This window comes from Streptomyces telluris (assembly GCF_024519335.1).
GTDB lineage: Bacteria > Actinomycetota > Actinomycetes > Streptomycetales > Streptomycetaceae > Streptomyces > Streptomyces telluris.
In genome coordinates, this window is record NZ_JANIID010000022.1 from 68,891 (window position 1) to 83,995 (window position 15,105).

The window sequence follows — 15,105 nt, forward strand, 5'->3', positions numbered from 1 at the left end:
CATGCCCTCATTCGCCCAGGAACTGCGCAGCGCGGTGACCGCCCGGGCCGCGGTCCTGGTGATCGGCGCCCTGGTGCTCCAGCTCGCCTTCATCGCCTCCTACGTCGGCGCCTTCCACGACCCGCGGCCCAGAGAGGTCTCCCTGGGTCTCGTCGCCCCCCGGGCGATCGGCGGGCAGCTGGAGGAACGGCTCGACAGGCTGCCCGGGCGGCCCCTGGACGTGCACACGGTGGACGGCGGCGAGGCGGCGGCCGTCGCGGAGATCCGCGAGCGCGACCTCGACGCCGCGCTCGTCGTCGACCCGCGCGGCACCATCGACACGCTCCTCGTCGCCGGCGGCGCGGGCGCCTCCCTCGCCCAGGCCACCGAGGCGGTGATCACCCGGGCCGAGGCCGCGGAAGGCCGCACCGTACGGGTCAGGGACGTCGCACCCGCCGCGGCCGGCGACGCCCGCGGCCTGACCTCGTTCTACCTGGTGATCGGCTGGTGCGTGGGCGGCTACCTGTGCGCCGCGATCCTCGCCATCAGCGCGGGCGCCCGGCCCGCCAACCCGCACCGGGCCGTCATCCGGCTCGGCGCCCTCGCCCTCTACGCGGCGGCCGCCGGCCTGCTCGGGACCGTCATCGCGGGCCCGGTCCTCGACGCGCTGCCCGGCGGCATCCTCGGACTGTGGGGCCTGGGCACGCTGGTGGTCTTCGCCGTCGGCGCGACGACGCTCGCCCTGCAAGGTCTCGCGGGAATCGTCGGCATCGGCCTGGCCATCGCGATCGTGGTGGTCCTGGGCAACCCGAGCGCCGGCGGCGCCTACCCCTACCCCCTGCTCCCCCCGTTCTGGAACACCATCGGCCCGGCCCTCCCCCCGGGCGCCGGCACCTGGTCCGCCCGCTCCCTCGCCTACTTCAACGGCAACGGCCTGACGGGCCCGCTGCTGGTCCTGTCGGCGTGGGCGGTGGCGGGGGTGGTGGTGACGATGGTGTGCGCGGGGGCACGGAGGCGGGAGAGGGACGAACCCACGGGCACGCCCTGACGAACCCACGGGCACGCCCTGAGGAAGCCGGGGGCACGCCCCGACCAGGCCGGGGGCGCCGGGGCTACTGACGGGACCCCGGCCCGGCGAGGTCGTCGAGCTCGACGATGACGAGTGTGCCGTGGCTGCCCGGGCGGACGGCGTGCGGTGTTCCCGCGGGGATCACGTAGAGTCCGCCCGCCTCGACGGGCACCGGCTCGCCCGCGACGTCGAGTTCGAGCCTCCCTTCGAGGACGAGCAGGGCCTCCGGGGCGTCGTGGGTCTCCTCCTCCACGGGCAGTTCGTTCATGCGCAGCACCTTGATGCAGGCCGGGCCGACGTGCCCCAGCACGAGGGAGTTCCACTCCCGCTGCAGGGCCGCGGCGGTGTCGTTCACGTTGATCGTCGTCACGTCGAAGAGGCTAGGCGGGCCGCGGCGCCGGTTGGTCGACCGATCGGTAAAGGATGCCGGGCCGGGGCTCGGACGGGGCCGGGGCGGTCCGTAGGCTGAGGTGAACGACACCGGTCCCGTACGCGGGTTCGGTTCGGAACGGTGAGCCGGGATACGACCGGACGACAGACTGCTTCGAGGTGAGTGAACTTGACGGATCCGGGTCGGGCCACGGGCGTGCCCAGTGAAGGCCGGGGCGAGGGCGTTGCGGCCCGCCGGCGGATACCCCTGCTCCTGGCGGTGACGGGTGCCGCCTACGCGCTCGACCTGGGCAGCAAGCTGGCCGTGGTCGCCGGGCTGGAGAACCGGGCTCCCGTCCGGCTGATCGGCAGCTGGCTGGAGCTGCAGGTGATGCGCAACCCCGGCGGGGCGTTCGGCATCGCCTCGGCGATGACCATCGCGCTCACGGTCGTCGCCACGACCGTCGCCGTGGTGATCGTCCGCCTGTCGCGCAAGCTCTACAGCGCCCCGTGGGCCATCGCCCTGGGGCTGCTGCTGGGCGGTGCGCTCGGCAATCTGACGGACCGTCTCTTCCGTTCGCCCGGCGGCTTCGAGGGCGAGGTCGTCGACTTCATCTCCGTCAGCGGCTTCAGCGTGATGAACCTCGCCGACTGGGCGATCTTCTGCGGGGCCGTCCTGATCGTGGTCTACTCCTTCCTCGGCTGGGAGCTGGACGGCACGGGCAGGGAAACCGGCCGCGAGCGCGCCGGAACCGCCTGACCCTCCCGCCCCGCCGGTCGCCGCCCGGCGCGCACGGTTCGCCGCGCGCCCGGCCGCGCACTGATGAGCCGCTGGCGAACCGGGGCCGGGCCATGGATCCGGTGCGGTGCGGGGGTGGACGCTGTGACTCCCCATCCCTCGTCCTTGAGGAACGTCGTGTCCCTCGTGCCCAGTTACCGGCCGCCGGTCACCGATCTCCCCGAGTCCGAACCCGGCCCCGGACCCGCGCGGGTCAGCCCGCACATCGGCGAAGCCGCCGCGTTCACCGACCGGTGGGTGCGGCGCACCGGGCTCATCCAGTCCTTCTCCGCGCAGCGGCGCTTCCGCCGGGCGCGCTGCGCCGACCTCGCGGCGCGGGTGGCCCCGCAGGCCACGTGCCCGCGGCTGCAGCGGACCGCGGCCTGGATCGTCTGGTTCCACGTCCTGGACGACCGGTGCCGCCATCCCCGCGGGGAGGAGTACGCGTTCGGGTTCGGCGCGCTGCCCGACTTCCTGCCCACGGACGGCGGGCCCACCCCGCCGGCCCGGACGGCCCTGCAGAGGGCCCTCGCCGACGTGTGGCGGATGACGGGCCCGGCGATGTCGCCCGCATGGCGCGAGCGCTTCGCGGCCCGCTTCCGCGAACTCGCCGACCGGCGGCCCTGGGACGCCCTCGCCGCGGGGTCCGCGCTCGACCTCGTCGAATACGTCTGCGGGTACGAACTCCCGCCGCCCGCACGCGAGCTGGCGTCGTTCCGGGCCGTGTCCGGTGCCGCCACCGCGGTCCTGGCGTGCGACGCAGCGGGACCGGGAGTGGAAACCGGTGCGCTCCGGGACGCCCTGCGGGATGCGCTCCACCGCTTCGCGGCCGAGGCGGCCCGGGCCGGGCTCCCTCCTGTCGCGCTCCCGGCGGTGTCCGCCTACGCCCACGCCCTCACGCTCTGGGCGGACGGCCGGCTGGCGTGGGCCCTGCACGGCGGCCCGGCCGGGGTGGCCGCCCCCGAACCCGGCGGGCACCGGTCCCTCCTCCTCGCCGACGACGTCACCGGCGTCCCCGTGGACCTGCTGCGTCCACGGCGTCCCGCGCCGCCGCCCGTCCCCTCCACGAGCGGCGGCGCGGGCACCGCCCTACATCGTGGCCGCGAGTAGCTCGCGCGTGTAGGGGGCCTTCGGATCGCCGAACACTTCGTCCCGCGGCCCGCTCTCCACCACGGTCCCGGCCCGCATCACCGCCACCCGGTCGCAGAAGTGCCGGACGACGGCGAGGTCGTGCGAGACGAAGAGGAGGGACAGGCCCAGCTCGTCGCGGAGGTCCATCAGGAGGTTGAGCACCTGCGCCTGCACCGAGACGTCCAGCGCCGACACCGGCTCGTCCGCGATGACCAGGCGGGGGCGGAGGGCCAGGGCGCGGGCGATGCCGATGCGCTGGCGCTGGCCGCCGGAGAACTCGTGCGGGTAGCGGCCGAGGTGGGCGGCCCGCAGCCCCACCTGCTCCAGCAGCCCGGCGGCCCGGGCGCGGCGTTCCTCCCTGCCGAGGGCGGTGTGCACGCGCAGCGGCGTGGTGACGATCTCCTCGACGGTACGGCGCGGGTTGAGCGACGCGTACGGGTCCTGGAAGACCAGCTGTACGTCGCGGCTGAGTTCGCGGCGCAGGCGGGTGTCGGCCGCGGCCCGGGAGATGTCCCGGCCGTCGAACCGCACGTCCCCCGACGTGGGGCGCTGCAGCCCCGCGAGGACCCTCGCCGTGGTCGACTTCCCGGACCCGGACTCGCCCACGAGGCCGAGTGTCTCGCCCGCGCCGATGCGCAGGCTGACGCCGCGCACGGCGTGGACGGCGCCACGTCCCTTCCGGAGGCCCCGGCGCCCGCCGAACTCCACCCGGAGATCGACGACTTCGGCGAGGGGCCCGGCGGTTCCCGCCTCGCCAAGGGCGCTTCCTTCCGCCGCAACGGCGCTCGCCCCCCGCCCGGCTGCCCGGCGGTGCCCGGCCGGCCCCGTCCCCGCAGTCGCCGAGGCCGGCCCGGCACCGCCGGATTCCACCGCGGAGCGACTCGCCGTCGCGGCGGAGGGTCCTTGCCCGGCGTCTGCGCCAACAGAACGCGCCGCTCCCTTCCCGGCAACAGCCGAGACCGGTTCGGTGCCGCCGGATGCCGGTGTCGGGCGACCCGTCGCCGTGGTGGGCACCGCCGCGCCGGCCGGAGCCGGGTCGTCGACCGTCGGCAGGCGCGTTCCCGGCACCGTGTTCAGCGTCGGGGCCGCGCCGGTCAGCGCTCTCGTGTACGGGTGTGCCGCGTCGTTCAGGAGTTTGCGGGTGGGGCCCTCCTCCAGGCCCCGCCCGCCCCGCATCACGAGCATGCGGTCGCACGTCTGCGCCACCACCCCCACGTCGTGGGTGACGAGCAGCACCGCCGTGCCGCTCTCCTCCTGCAGTTCCGCCAGGAGGCCGAGGACCTGCCGCTGGACGCGCGCGTCCAGCGCCGTCGTGGGCTCGTCGGCGATGAGCACGTCGGGGCTGTTGACCAGCGCCATGGCGATCATCACGCGCTGCCGCATGCCGCCCGAGAACTGGTGCGGGTAGTCGCGGGCGCGGGCGGCCGGGATGCCGACGCGCTCCAGCCCGGCGAGGGCCTTCTCCTTCGCGTCGGCCCGCCGCCCGGCGCCCGCCGGGGCGTGCACGCGGTACGCCTCCGCCAGCTGCGCGCCGACCGTGTGGAAGGGCGAGAGCGCGGCGAGCGCGTCCTGGAAGACCATGGCGATCCGCGCGCCGCGCAGCGCCCGCACCGCGGACTCGGGCGCGCCGACGACCTCCGTGCCGCCGACCAGCACGCTGCCGCTCACCCGCGTACGGGCCGGGTCGTGGAGCCCCATCGCCGCGAGCCCCACCGTGGACTTGCCCGAGCCGGACTCCCCCACCAGCCCCAGGACTTCACCGCGTTCCAGGTCGAAGGAGAGGCCGTCGACGGCCGTGGTCTCCGTACCGCCGCGCCCCTTGAAGGAGACCGTCAGGTCACGTACGGACAGGGCCGGGGTCATGCGAGCCTCACCCTCGGGTCGAGCCAGGCCACCACCAGGTCGGCGAGGGCCACGAACACCACGACGAAGAAGGCGGCGAGCAGCACCGTGCCGACCACCGTCGGCAGGTCGTTCTGGACGACGGAGTCGACGGCGAGCTTGCCGACGCCGCCGAGCCCGAAGACCGTCTCGGTGATGAACGCGCCGCCGAAGAGCGCCCCGGCCTCCAGCCCGAGCAGCTGGACGAGGGGCCCGGCGGCGCCGCGCGCCGTGTACTTGCCGTGCGCCCGCAGCGTGGTGAGCCCCTTGCCGCGGGCCGTCCGCACGTACCCCTCGTGCATCGTCTCCAGCGTCTGGGAGCGCGCGAGGCGGGCGAAGACGGCGGCGTTGACGAAGCCGAGGACGAGCCAGGGCAGGAGCAGCCCGGCCGCCCACGCGGCGGGGCCCTCGGCGAGGGGGACGTAGCCGGGCAGCGGCATCAGATCGGTCGAGTAGACCAGCAGGTATTGCAGGGCGTAGCCGAGGAAGTAGATCTGCACGCTCGCGCCGACCAGGGTGAAGGCGGACAGCAGCCGGTCGGTGGCGGTGCCCCGGCGCAGCGCGGCGGTGAAGCCGGCGCCGATGCCGAGGACGACGATCACCACGAGCGCGCCGCCCGCGAGCGACAGCGTCACGGGGAAGCGGTCGCCGATGGCGTCGAGGACCGGCTGGTGGAGGGTGTAGGAGTAGCCGAGGCAGGGCGCGGCGCAGTCGATGGCGCTGCCGTCGACGTCGCTGATGGTGCGGCCGGCGACGAGGCCGCGCAGGTAGTCGAGGTACTGGGCGGCCAGGGGCTGGTCCAGGCCCATGCTGTGGCGGACGGCCTCGACCTGTGCGGTGTCGCACTTGGGGCCGCAGGCGATGAGCGCGGGGTCGGAGGGGGCGGCGTAGAAGAGCCCGAAGGCGGCGGCGGTGATCGCGAGGAGCACCGCCGCGGCCTGCAGGGCCCGGCGCAGGAGGTAGCCGGTCATGTCGGGGTCAGGGCTTCCGGTCGTGGCTTCCGGTCAGGGGCTTCCGGGTGAGGGCTTCCGGGTCAGGACTTCTTCAGGTACAGGTCGGCCGCCGCGATGGAGCCGTAGATCGGGTGGATGGCGGCGCCGCCGACGTTCTTCCCGCGGAACTGGGTGACGCTGGTGTAGAGGAACGGCACGACCGGGACGTCCTTCATGACGGTCTGTTCGAGGGCGATGAGGGCGTCGGCCTTCTGCTGCGCCTCGCCGATGGTCGCGATGCGCTCCAGCTCCTTGTCGACCTCGGGGTTGCTGTAGCGGATGGAGTTGGCGAGGGCGTCGAGCTTGCTGTGGTAGCTGTCGGGCAGCAGCGTGGACGGGGTGGGCCAGTCGACCGAGTTGGTGGACAGCCACAGGTCGTAGGGGGCCGGTCCGCGGAAGACCTCGTTGGTGAAGGCGGCCTTCTCCAGCGGCTTGGTGACGAGCTTGATGCCCGCCTTGGCGAAGGCCTCGACGAGGACCTGGGCGAGCCGGTCCTTCTCGGGGGCGTCGCTCTCGTACGCGTAGGTGAGCGTGTCCACCTTGGTCTTCGCCCGGGCCAGGTGCTCCTTGGCCTTCTCGATGTCCCCGGCGGGCGCGACGGGGTAGAGGTCGTACTTCTTCCAGCCGACGACGGCGGGCGAGGAGAGCGTGGTGGCGAAGTCGCCGAGGCGGGGGCCGCCGAGGACCTGGCGGGCCTGCTCGCGCGGGAAGAGGTAGTGGATGGCCTTGCGGACCTCGGGGTCGGTGACGCGGCTGTTCTTGATGTAGAGGTCGCTGGTGTAGGCGCCCTGGCTGCCGGCGACGAGGAGGTCCTTCTTCTGCGCGTCGCGCCGGGCCTCGGCGTAGAGCTCCGGCGGCACCTCGCTCTTGGTGGAGAGCGTGTCCGCTCCCGCGCCGCGCCCGTTGAGGACCTCCTGCGCGGTGTTGAGGATCTTCTTGCCGAAGGTGAACTCGAAGCGGTCGGCGTACTGGTGGCGGATGGGGTCGGTCTCCGGCTTCCAGTGCGGGTTGCGCTCCAGGGTCAGGCTCTGGTTCTGCTTGTGCTCGGCGATCCGGTAGGGGCCGGTGGCGAAGGGCCGGGTGTCGTAGCCGGTGCCGGTGTCCTTGTCCTTGCGGACGGGGGACGAGGAGGACTGGGCGGCCATGTAGGGCACGTCGGACTGCGGCTGCGGGAAGCGGAAGACGATCGTCTTGGCGTCGGGGGTCTCGATGGCGTCGAGGTCGCCGTGCTCGGGGCCGGCGTACTTCTCGACGGCGGCGGTGCGGTCCTCGGAGCCGGTGAGCCACTCGGGCCAGTAGGTGGGGCCGAGTTCGAAGCCGGGGGCGAAGGTGCGCTCGATGCCGTACTTCACGTGCTCGGAGGTGATGGGCTCGCCGTCCTCCCAGGCGATGCCGTCCTTGAGCGTGTACGTCCAGGTGCGGCCGCCGTCGGAGGACCGCCCGGTGTCGGTGGCGAGGTCGCCGACGAGCTTGGGCTTGCCGTTCACGACCTGGTACTGGGTCAGCTGCCGGCCCCACAGCAGGGACGTGCTGTACGACTCGCCCGCGTAGATCTTCTGCGGGTCGAGGTGGCCGTAGTCGTTGGCGTTGGCGATGCGGACGGTGCCGCCGGTCCGGGCCCCCTCGACGGCCGGCGCCGGGCCCTGGCTGTCCTTGGCGGTGCCGAGGGTGGCAGTGAGCCGCTGACCGCTCTTGGCGGCCGTGGCGCCGCCGGCCTTGCCCCCCTCTGCGTCCTTGCCCGCCCCGGCCGAGCAGGAGCACATCAGCATGGCGGCGGCAGTGACGAGCGCCGGGACGACTGCGATGCGCGGACTGATTCGGACCATGGTGAACTCCGGATTGAGGAAGGAAAAGGAGTGCGGTGCGCCCCGTCAGGGGCAACGCCCCGTCAGGGGCGCGGGGCGGTGTCGATCTGCGGCTCCGCCGCGCGGGCGCGACCGGCCACGGACGACCCGCAGCCGGCAAAGCTCCCGGCGGAAGCCTCAGCGCGCGATCCGAGGATCGAGCGCGTCCCGTACGGCGTCGCCGAGGAGGTTGAACGCGAGGACGAAGACGAGGATCGCCACGCCCGGGAAGAGCATGTAGGTCGGGTCGTCGTAGAAGACCTCGGAGCCGCGGGAGATCATGCGGCCCCAGTCGGGGACCGGCTCGTCGATGCCGACGCCGAGGAAGGACAGCGCGGCCTCGGCGGTGACGATGCCGGGGACGGCGAGCGTGACGTGCACGAGCACGGGCGCCCAGACGTTGGGCAGCAGCTCGCGCAGCACGATGTGCCGGCGGCTCGCCCCGACGGCCCGCGCCGCCTCGACGAACTCCCGCTCGCGCAGGGCCCGTACGGAAGTGCGCAGGACCATCGCGAGCGGCACCCAGCCGAAGGCCGAGAACACCAGGATGAGGGAGGTGAACTGCATCCAGACGGGCTCGTTCTCCCCGGGGCCGACGAAGCGGGTCCGGATGACCGGGCTGAGCGCGAGGAGAAGCAGAAGTGTCGGAAAACCGAGCAGCACATTGCATACGAAAGTGAAGGCCCGGTCGGCGAGACCGCTGAGATAGCCGACGGTCACTCCGAGGACGACGCCCGCCACGGCGATCACCGCTACGGAGGCGAAGGCGACCAGCAGCGAGGTGCGCATGCCGTACAGCAGCTGGGCGAGCACGTCGCGGCCGAGGCCGGGTTCGATGCCGAACCAGTGGTCGGCGGAGATGCCTCCGTTGGGCAGGACCGGAAGACCCTCGGCGCTGAGCAGACCGGCGCCGTGCTGGCCGTAGTGCTCGGTGGGATTCTTCCCGTACAGGGCTGTGACCAGGGGCGCGGCCGCCGCGAGCAGGGCGCAGAACAGCACGACGGCGAGGGCGGCCATGCCCGTGCGGTCGCGCCGGAAGGCGCGACAGGCGGTCGCGAGGGGCCCGCGGGAGGGCGCTTCGAGGGGTCCCCCCGAGGGTTCTCCTGAGTGCACTTCGGCCATTTGCTGCCGCGCTCCTGAATCGCTCCGGCCGCCGGTTGGTCACCCGGCGGGCCTCTTTTCAGCCGGTCTGCGGGGGTCTCCCGCCCCGGGTTGCGGATCATTAGATCCAAAGAATCAGGGGGCCGCAAACCATCTTTTTGAAGGTAGTTTTGATAATTCAACAATGATTACAAGGAATCTTTGCTGGTCAATATCCCTGTAACATTAAATGCCCTCAATTGTCGTGAATCGGTCATGCGTGAAAGCCGGACCACTTCCCTCGCGTCTCGTATGAGACGTGCCTCACGCGAGTTCCGGCCACTACCGAGTGCTTTCAACCAGAGACTGAAAGTGTTCGACCAATGTGCGTTCATGCCCAACTTGGGCAAGACTTCCGTCCGTTATCTGCAGCCACGAGCAAGGGAGTGTTCGGAATGCGGTACATCACTGGGGGCATCGCGATGGGCGCCGCGCTCGCACTGGGCGGCGGCCTCCTGGCCGCCGGAACGACGACCGCGAGCGCCGCACCCGCACCTGTCCCCGCAGCACAGACGCAGAGTCTGTACGCCTCCTCCGCCCTGGTCCTGACCGTCGGTCACGGTGCGAACTCCACCGAGGCCTCGGTCGACCGCGCGGTCACACTGACCTGCTTCCCCAAGGCGACGGGCTCGCACCCGGACGCGAAGGGCGCGTGCGCAGCGCTGCGCGCGGCCGGCGGTGACCTCGAGAAGATCACCACCATCAAGTCCGGTACGGCCTGCACCAGGGAGTGGAACCCCAGCGTCGTCACCGCCGACGGCGTGTGGGAGGGCAAGCGGATCCGCTTCGAGCGCACCTTCGCGAACCCGTGCGAGGCGAAGGCGGGCAAGGGCGCGCTCTTCGAGTTCTGAAACCCCCCGCAGAGCGGCTGAACGCGAGGCGGCCCCCGGACACCGTGGAGGTGTGTCCGGGGGCCGCTCTCCGTCGTCCTCCGTCGTCCTTCGTCGTCCTCCGTCGCCGTTCAGGAGCCGCCGAGGGTCGCGTGATACGCCGTGAGGACCGGGGCCAGGGGCTGGAAGTACGTCATTCCGCCGCTCGTGCAGTCGCCGCTGCCGCCGGAGAGGATCCCCAGGGCGTCGCTGCCGGAGAAGTAGGAGCCGCCGCTGTCGCCGGGCTCGGCGCAGGCGGTGGTCTCGGTCAGACCGGTGACCTGGCCCTCCGGGTAGTTGACGGTCACGCCGAGGCGCTTGACGGTGCCCTCCTTCACCCCGGTCGTGGAGCCGCTGCGCCGGACTTTCTCGTTGACGACCGCGTCGCGGACGGCGGTGACGGTCTGCGACGAGCCGTTGTAGAGGTTCACGGCGCTCGGGTGGGCGACGGCGCCGGTGGCGGGGTACGCCGCGAGGGCGTAGTCGTGGCCGGGGAAGACCGCGTTCTCGGTCGTCGCGATCTGCGGGCCGCCGTTGGTGGCGCGCCAGGTGCTCTCGGCCTTGCCGCAGTGCCCGGCCGTCACGAAGCCGTCCGTGCCGCCGGCCCGCTTGACGTTGAAGCCCAGGGAGCAGCGGTGGGTGGAGCCGAAGATCGCGTCGCCGCCCGCGATGTAACGGGTGAGCTTCGCGGACGTCCTCTTCACCAGCACGGCGTCCCCGAGGGAGCCGACCGACTTCCTGAGCCGCGCCAGCTTCGCGCCCGTGACCGTGGGGTCGGCGGTCACGACGACCCGGTTGAGGGTCGGGTCCGTCCCCCAGGTGGTGCCGGGAATCGCCTCGCCCGCGTCCAGCGCGGCCTTCGCGGAGTCGAGCTCGGCCCGGGTGTTGCGGACGGCGCGGGGCTCCCCGCCCGCCGCGCGGACCAGGCCGGCGACCTTCCCGTCGGTGATGTTGACGATGAGCCTGCCGAGGGTGGAGTCATAGTACGAACCTGCAGTGGCGCCCTCCGGCCCTGCCGGGAGGGTCCGGGCGACGGCCGCGGCGTCGGAGGCGGAGAGCGCGGGGGGCGGGGCGGGCGAGGCGCCGGCCTGCTGGGGGCTGAGGGTCACGGCCGCGAGGGCGGCCGTGGCCGCGGCCGCCAGGGCAGCGCGCACGGAGATCCATCTACGCTTCAACTCGGCACCTCCAGTGGGGGGTTGGGCGCCGCCACGGGATCACCGCGGGCCCGGAGGGGGTACGACATGGGTCGCCTCCGGCTTTACAGAGGGCGCGTCCATGCCAAGTCGACCAATCGAGTATCCCGGAACCGGGGAGGGCGCGCACAAGGCGGACTCCTCCTGCGCGCGTGTCGCTTTGCGCGCCCCGGCACGGGATCCGCGCGGGAGCGGGGGGAGTTGCGCGGCGCGCCCCTCCGGAATCCGGCGCCGCCGCCTTAGCCCACCGGGGGACCCTATGACCCCATCGGCCCCACGGCACTACGCCGTCCGGGTCGCCCACGGCGACCCCCCGGAGGCCATGCCCCCGGAATCACGGCCCGCGCCCCCCTTCACCCCGCCACAACGACGGAACGCCGAACGGCGCAGCCCGGCGGTGCCGACTGATCACCGCGGCGGCGGGCACACCATGCCGAGCCCCGGGACTCACCGGCTCCGCGCCGGCCGTTCACCACCGCCGCAACGGCGAGACACCCCACAAGCCCTTCCGGCAGCGCCCAGCCGACCGGCACCGCCGGACTACGCCACCGAGGCTGATCACCGCGCCAGCGGGCACAACGTGCCGAGCCCCCGGCATCCACCCGCTCCACGCCGGCCCCTTCACCACCGCCGCAACGGCGAGACACCCCCACGATCCATTCCGGCGGTGCCGAGCCGACCAGCACCGCCCGACTACACCATCGAGGCTGATCACCGCACCGGCGGGCACAACACGCCGAGCCCCCGGCATCCACCCGCTCCACGCCGGCCCCTTCACCACCGCCGCAACGGCGAGACGCCCCACAAGCCGTTCCGGCGGTGCCGAGCCGGCCGGCACCGCCTGGCTGCGCCGTCGGAGCTGGTCACCGCGGCGGAGGAAAAGCCGGGCTACCGGCAGGTCCCGGCCTGGTGCCGGAGCGTCAGGGGCCCGGCGTCCCCGGAGGCAGTTCCTCCGGAGGAGGAGGCGACGGCGGGGGCTCCACCGCCGTCTCCGGAGCCGGCGGCGGCTTCGCCGCCAGGGGCTTGTCCGGGGGGACGAGGCCCTGCTGGGCCGAGCGTTCCAGGAAGCGGAGGAGTTCCACCGGGAACGGCAGGACCAGCGTGGAGTTCTTCTCCGCCGCCACCGCCACCACCGTCTGCAGCAGCCGCAGCTGCAGCGCCGACGGCTGGTCGGCCATCGTGGCCGCCGCCTCGGCGAGCTTCTTCGACGCCAGCAGCTCCGCGTCCGCGTTGATCACCCGGGCCCGCCGCTCGCGCTCGGCCTCCGCCTGCCGGGACATGGACCGCTTCATCGTCTCCGGCAGCGAGACGTCCTTGATCTCGACGCGGTCGATCTGCACGCCCCACCCGATGGCGGGGCTGTCGAGCATGAGCTCCAGGCCCTGGTTGAGCTTCTCCCGGTTGGAGAGGAGGTCGTCGAGGTCGCTCTTGCCGATGATCGAGCGCAGTGACGTCTGGGACATCTGGGACACCGCGAAGCGGTAGTCCTCCACGGCGATGACCGCCTCGGCCGGGTCCACGACCTTGAAGTAGACGACGGCGTCCACGCGGACGGTGACGTTGTCGCGGGTGATGCCCTCCTGGGCGGGCACCGGCATCGTGACGATCTGCATGTTCACTTTGCGCAGCCGGTCGACGACCGGGACGATCATGGTGAACCCCGGGGGACGGATCTCGGGCAGGAGCCGCCCGAGCCGCAGCACCACGCCGCGTTCGTACTGCTTGACCACGCGGGCCGCCGTCGCGACGTACACCGCCGCGGCGGACGCCGCGGCCACCGCTGCCACCACCAGATCCTCGACCATGGGAGGCCCCCTGCCGTACATCTCAGGCGTTATGTCCACGGTATGCCCGTATCGGGCACAGGGTCGAGCCCCCGGCCGAGGTGCGGACCGGGGGCTCTTGTGCTGGGGACCTTCGAGTGTGCTGCCGCCGGGGCCCTCGGGCCGGTGGACGCGGGACCGGGGACCGGGCGCTCAGCCGATCGTCACCCCGTACGCCTTGAGCGCCGGGCCGACGGGCTGGAAGTAGGTCGTCCCGCCGGAGCTGCAGTTGCCGCTGCCGCCGGAGGTGAGGCCGAGGGCGGTGGAGCCGGCGAAGAGGGCGCCGCCGCTGTCGCCGGGCTCGGCGCAGACGTTCGTCTTGATGAGGCCGCGGACGACCTGGCCGTTGCCGTAGTTGACGGTGGCGTTGAGGCCGGTGACCTTGCCGCCGTGCAGGCCGGTGGTGGAGCCGCTGCGCTGCACGGACTGGCCGACGGTCGCGTTGCCGGCGGCGGTGATCCGCTGGGTGCGGCCGTTGTAGAGGCTGACCTCGCTGGGGTGCGGGAGGGAGCCGTTGGTGTACTGCACGATGCCGTAGTCGTTGCCGGGGAAGCTGGTGCCCGTGGTGGGGCCGATGCTCGTGGTGTGCCCGGAGTTGCTGTAGTAGGGCGGCTTGCCCTCGGTGCAGTGCCCCGCGGTGAGGAAGTAGGCGGTGTTGCCCTTGCGCACGTTGAAGCCGAGCGAGCAGCGCCAGCTCGGGGCGTAGATCGCGTCGCCGCCGGCGAGGAAGGGGCGGAGGGTGCCGGGGGTGCGCTCGATGCGTATGGCCTCCACCGCGTTGCCGGCCTTCTGCTTGATCCTGGCGAGGGCGGCGGCGGAGACGGTCGAGTCGGCGGTGACGACGAGCGTGCCGGATTCCTGGTCGACGGCCCAGGCGGTGCCGGCGACGTCCGCGGCCTGCACGGCGGTGCTCGCGGCGGACAGCTGGGCGGCGGAGTGTCTGACGGGAGCCGATGGACCGTTGCTCTCGGCGTGGGCGGCGGTACCGGCGAGGGCGGCCGCGGCGGCGAGGGCGGAGGCGAGGGCGATGCGGGTCGCGGTGCGGGGGGTGGTGCGCTTGATGCTCACGTTCTTCCTCCCGAGTGGGGTCGGTGAGGTGCAGCCGGAACGGGCACGCGGGATTCCACTTTCGTCGTGCCCCTGACAAGCACTGTTCGGGAGTATTCGGGCCACGCGCCGACCGCCGCAAGAGCATCTTTCGGACGGCGCGCACCCGTGTCCGGCGCCCGCGCTAGCCCACCAGCACGCGGCGCTCCCCCGCCGGGACCGCGATCGGCAGGGTGTTCCCCGGCGGCGGGAAGGGGCAGATGAAGTGGTCGGCGAAGGCGCAGGGCGGCAGGAGGGCGTGGTTGAAGTCGACCGCCACCCGCCCGTCGACGCCGGGCGCGGGCGTCCGCAGGAACCGGAAGCGGTAGCTCGTGTCCCCGCTCGTGCCGTCGGCGAACACCGCCCACAGCGTGCCGTCCACTTCGACGGCGACCTGCAGCGCGAACGCGGAACCGGCGGCGGTGAAGGTCAGTTCCCCGTCCAGGCCGAGTCCCCGCTCCCGCCCGTCCGCGTTCTCCACCTGCACCCTGCGGCTGCCGTCGTACGGGCGGAAGACCCCCGGCAGCACCCAGTCCTCGTCGTACTCGAAGGCGTCGATCGCGGTGAACGCCCGCCGCCCGGCCGAGCCGGGGTCGAAGACGCGCACCGCCCACAGGCCTTCCCGGCGCAGCACCAGGATCTTGCGCCCGCCGTAGTCGACGCGGGCCGCCGCGGCCGGGCCCTTGTCGACGCCGAGCCGGACCTCGCCGTTCAGCGGCCGGCCGTCCACGGTGAGCCCGTCGGCGGCCGTGGCGGTCAGCAGTACGGCGTCGCCGTCCTCGGTCCAGTGCCCCGGGATGGCGGGAAATCGCCCCTCGGTGGCGTCGGCGAGCCAGTAGGTCCCCGTGAGCGAGAGCGGCCCGTACGGCGCGCAGACCGTCTCCGTACGCTCCTCGCGCCACGTCTTCCACTGCTGCCGTGCGTCGTTGCCCGTGTCCGTGCTCATGACGG

13 protein-coding genes are annotated in these 15,105 nt (G+C 73.0%); 4 read left to right on the forward strand and 9 right to left on the reverse strand.

The annotated features are described in order from the left end of the window. The first annotated feature begins 1 nt into the window (after window position 1). Window positions 2-1,027, forward strand: coding sequence for a YhgE/Pip domain-containing protein (locus NQU55_RS22715; protein WP_168091225.1), 1,026 nt, complete (start codon window positions 2-4; stop codon window positions 1,025-1,027). Window positions 1,028-1,091: 64 nt separating this feature from the next. Here the strand turns inward: NQU55_RS22715 and NQU55_RS22720 are convergent, their stop codons facing one another. Next, window positions 1,092-1,418 carry a cupin domain-containing protein gene (locus tag NQU55_RS22720; RefSeq protein WP_168091226.1) on the reverse strand — a complete coding sequence of 109 codons (327 nt, stop codon included), beginning with the start codon at window positions 1,416-1,418 and terminating at the stop codon, window positions 1,092-1,094. Between the two features lie 189 nt (window positions 1,419-1,607). On the opposite strand from NQU55_RS22720, the gene NQU55_RS22725 reads away from it, so the two are divergent. Next, a complete protein-coding gene (locus NQU55_RS22725) occupies window positions 1,608-2,177 on the forward strand; it encodes a signal peptidase II (RefSeq protein WP_206328920.1) in 570 nt (189 codons plus the stop codon). Window positions 2,178-2,333: 156 nt separating this feature from the next. Further along, window positions 2,334-3,305 carry a terpene synthase family protein gene (locus NQU55_RS22730; protein ID WP_168091228.1) on the forward strand — a complete coding sequence of 324 codons (972 nt, stop codon included), beginning with the start codon at window positions 2,334-2,336 and terminating at the stop codon, window positions 3,303-3,305. On the opposite strand, the gene NQU55_RS22735 is transcribed toward NQU55_RS22730, so the two are convergent. From NQU55_RS22735 to NQU55_RS22750, 4 genes are all read right to left on the reverse strand, one after another. Further along, window positions 3,285-5,189: a dipeptide ABC transporter ATP-binding protein gene (locus NQU55_RS22735; RefSeq protein ID WP_240976125.1), complete on the reverse strand. Its 1,905-nt coding sequence runs from the start codon at window positions 5,187-5,189 to the stop codon at window positions 3,285-3,287. The two genes, NQU55_RS22730 and NQU55_RS22735, sit on opposite strands and share 21 nt — an antisense overlap. Beyond that, window positions 5,186-6,178: an ABC transporter permease gene (locus NQU55_RS22740; RefSeq protein ID WP_168091229.1), complete on the reverse strand. Its 993-nt coding sequence runs from the start codon at window positions 6,176-6,178 to the stop codon at window positions 5,186-5,188. Before NQU55_RS22740 ends, NQU55_RS22735 begins: the two co-directional genes overlap by 4 nt. 62 nt (window positions 6,179-6,240) lie before the next feature. Beyond that, complete coding sequence (locus NQU55_RS22745; protein WP_168091230.1) at window positions 6,241-8,025, reverse strand: ABC transporter substrate-binding protein; 1,785 nt, start codon at window positions 8,023-8,025, stop codon at window positions 6,241-6,243. Between the two features lie 156 nt (window positions 8,026-8,181). After that, window positions 8,182-9,165, reverse strand: coding sequence for an ABC transporter permease (locus NQU55_RS22750; protein WP_168091231.1), 984 nt, complete (start codon window positions 9,163-9,165; stop codon window positions 8,182-8,184). 413 nt (window positions 9,166-9,578) lie between these two features. On the opposite strand from NQU55_RS22750, the gene NQU55_RS22755 reads away from it, so the two are divergent. Continuing rightward, window positions 9,579-10,034 carry a subtilase-type protease inhibitor gene (locus tag NQU55_RS22755; protein ID WP_168091232.1) on the forward strand — a complete coding sequence of 152 codons (456 nt, stop codon included), beginning with the start codon at window positions 9,579-9,581 and terminating at the stop codon, window positions 10,032-10,034. Between the two features lie 110 nt (window positions 10,035-10,144). Here NQU55_RS22755 and NQU55_RS22760 read toward each other — a convergent pair whose 3' ends face one another. From NQU55_RS22760 to NQU55_RS22775, 4 genes are all read right to left on the reverse strand, one after another. Next, on the reverse strand, window positions 10,145-11,206 hold the full coding sequence (locus tag NQU55_RS22760) for a S1 family peptidase (protein ID WP_256791030.1): 1,062 nt from the start codon (window positions 11,204-11,206) through the stop codon (window positions 10,145-10,147). A gap of 959 nt (window positions 11,207-12,165) precedes the next feature. Further along, window positions 12,166-13,050 (reverse strand): slipin family protein, encoded by an 885-nt coding sequence (locus NQU55_RS22765; RefSeq protein WP_168091234.1) that lies wholly within the window; start codon window positions 13,048-13,050, stop codon window positions 12,166-12,168. A 171-nt stretch (window positions 13,051-13,221) separates the two neighbouring features. Then, entirely contained in the window at window positions 13,222-14,136 is a 915-nt protein-coding gene (locus NQU55_RS22770) for a S1 family peptidase (RefSeq protein WP_168091235.1), read from the reverse strand. Window positions 14,137-14,299: 163 nt separating this feature from the next. Next, entirely contained in the window at window positions 14,300-15,100 is an 801-nt protein-coding gene (locus NQU55_RS22775) for a DUF1684 domain-containing protein (RefSeq protein ID WP_168091236.1), read from the reverse strand. Window positions 15,101-15,105: the final 5 nt, after the last annotated feature.

Bases quoted from the DNA above. Each gene is read 5' to 3' on its own strand.
- NQU55_RS22715 (WP_168091225.1), top strand. From the start codon at position 2: ATGCCCTCATTCGCCCAGGAACTGCGCAGCGCGGTGACCGCCCGGGCC.
- NQU55_RS22735 (WP_240976125.1), bottom strand. From the start codon at position 5,189: ATGACCCCGGCCCTGTCCGTACGTGACCTGACGGTCTCCTTCAAGGGG.
- NQU55_RS22740 (WP_168091229.1), bottom strand. From the start codon at position 6,178: ATGACCGGCTACCTCCTGCGCCGGGCCCTGCAGGCCGCGGCGGTGCTC.
- NQU55_RS22745 (WP_168091230.1), bottom strand. From the start codon at position 8,025: ATGGTCCGAATCAGTCCGCGCATCGCAGTCGTCCCGGCGCTCGTCACT.
- NQU55_RS22750 (WP_168091231.1), bottom strand. From the start codon at position 9,165: ATGGCCGAAGTGCACTCAGGAGAACCCTCGGGGGGACCCCTCGAAGCG.
- NQU55_RS22755 (WP_168091232.1), top strand. From the start codon at position 9,579: ATGCGGTACATCACTGGGGGCATCGCGATGGGCGCCGCGCTCGCACTG.
- NQU55_RS22765 (WP_168091234.1), bottom strand. From the start codon at position 13,050: ATGGTCGAGGATCTGGTGGTGGCAGCGGTGGCCGCGGCGTCCGCCGCG.
- NQU55_RS22775 (WP_168091236.1), bottom strand. From the start codon at position 15,100: ATGAGCACGGACACGGGCAACGACGCACGGCAGCAGTGGAAGACGTGG.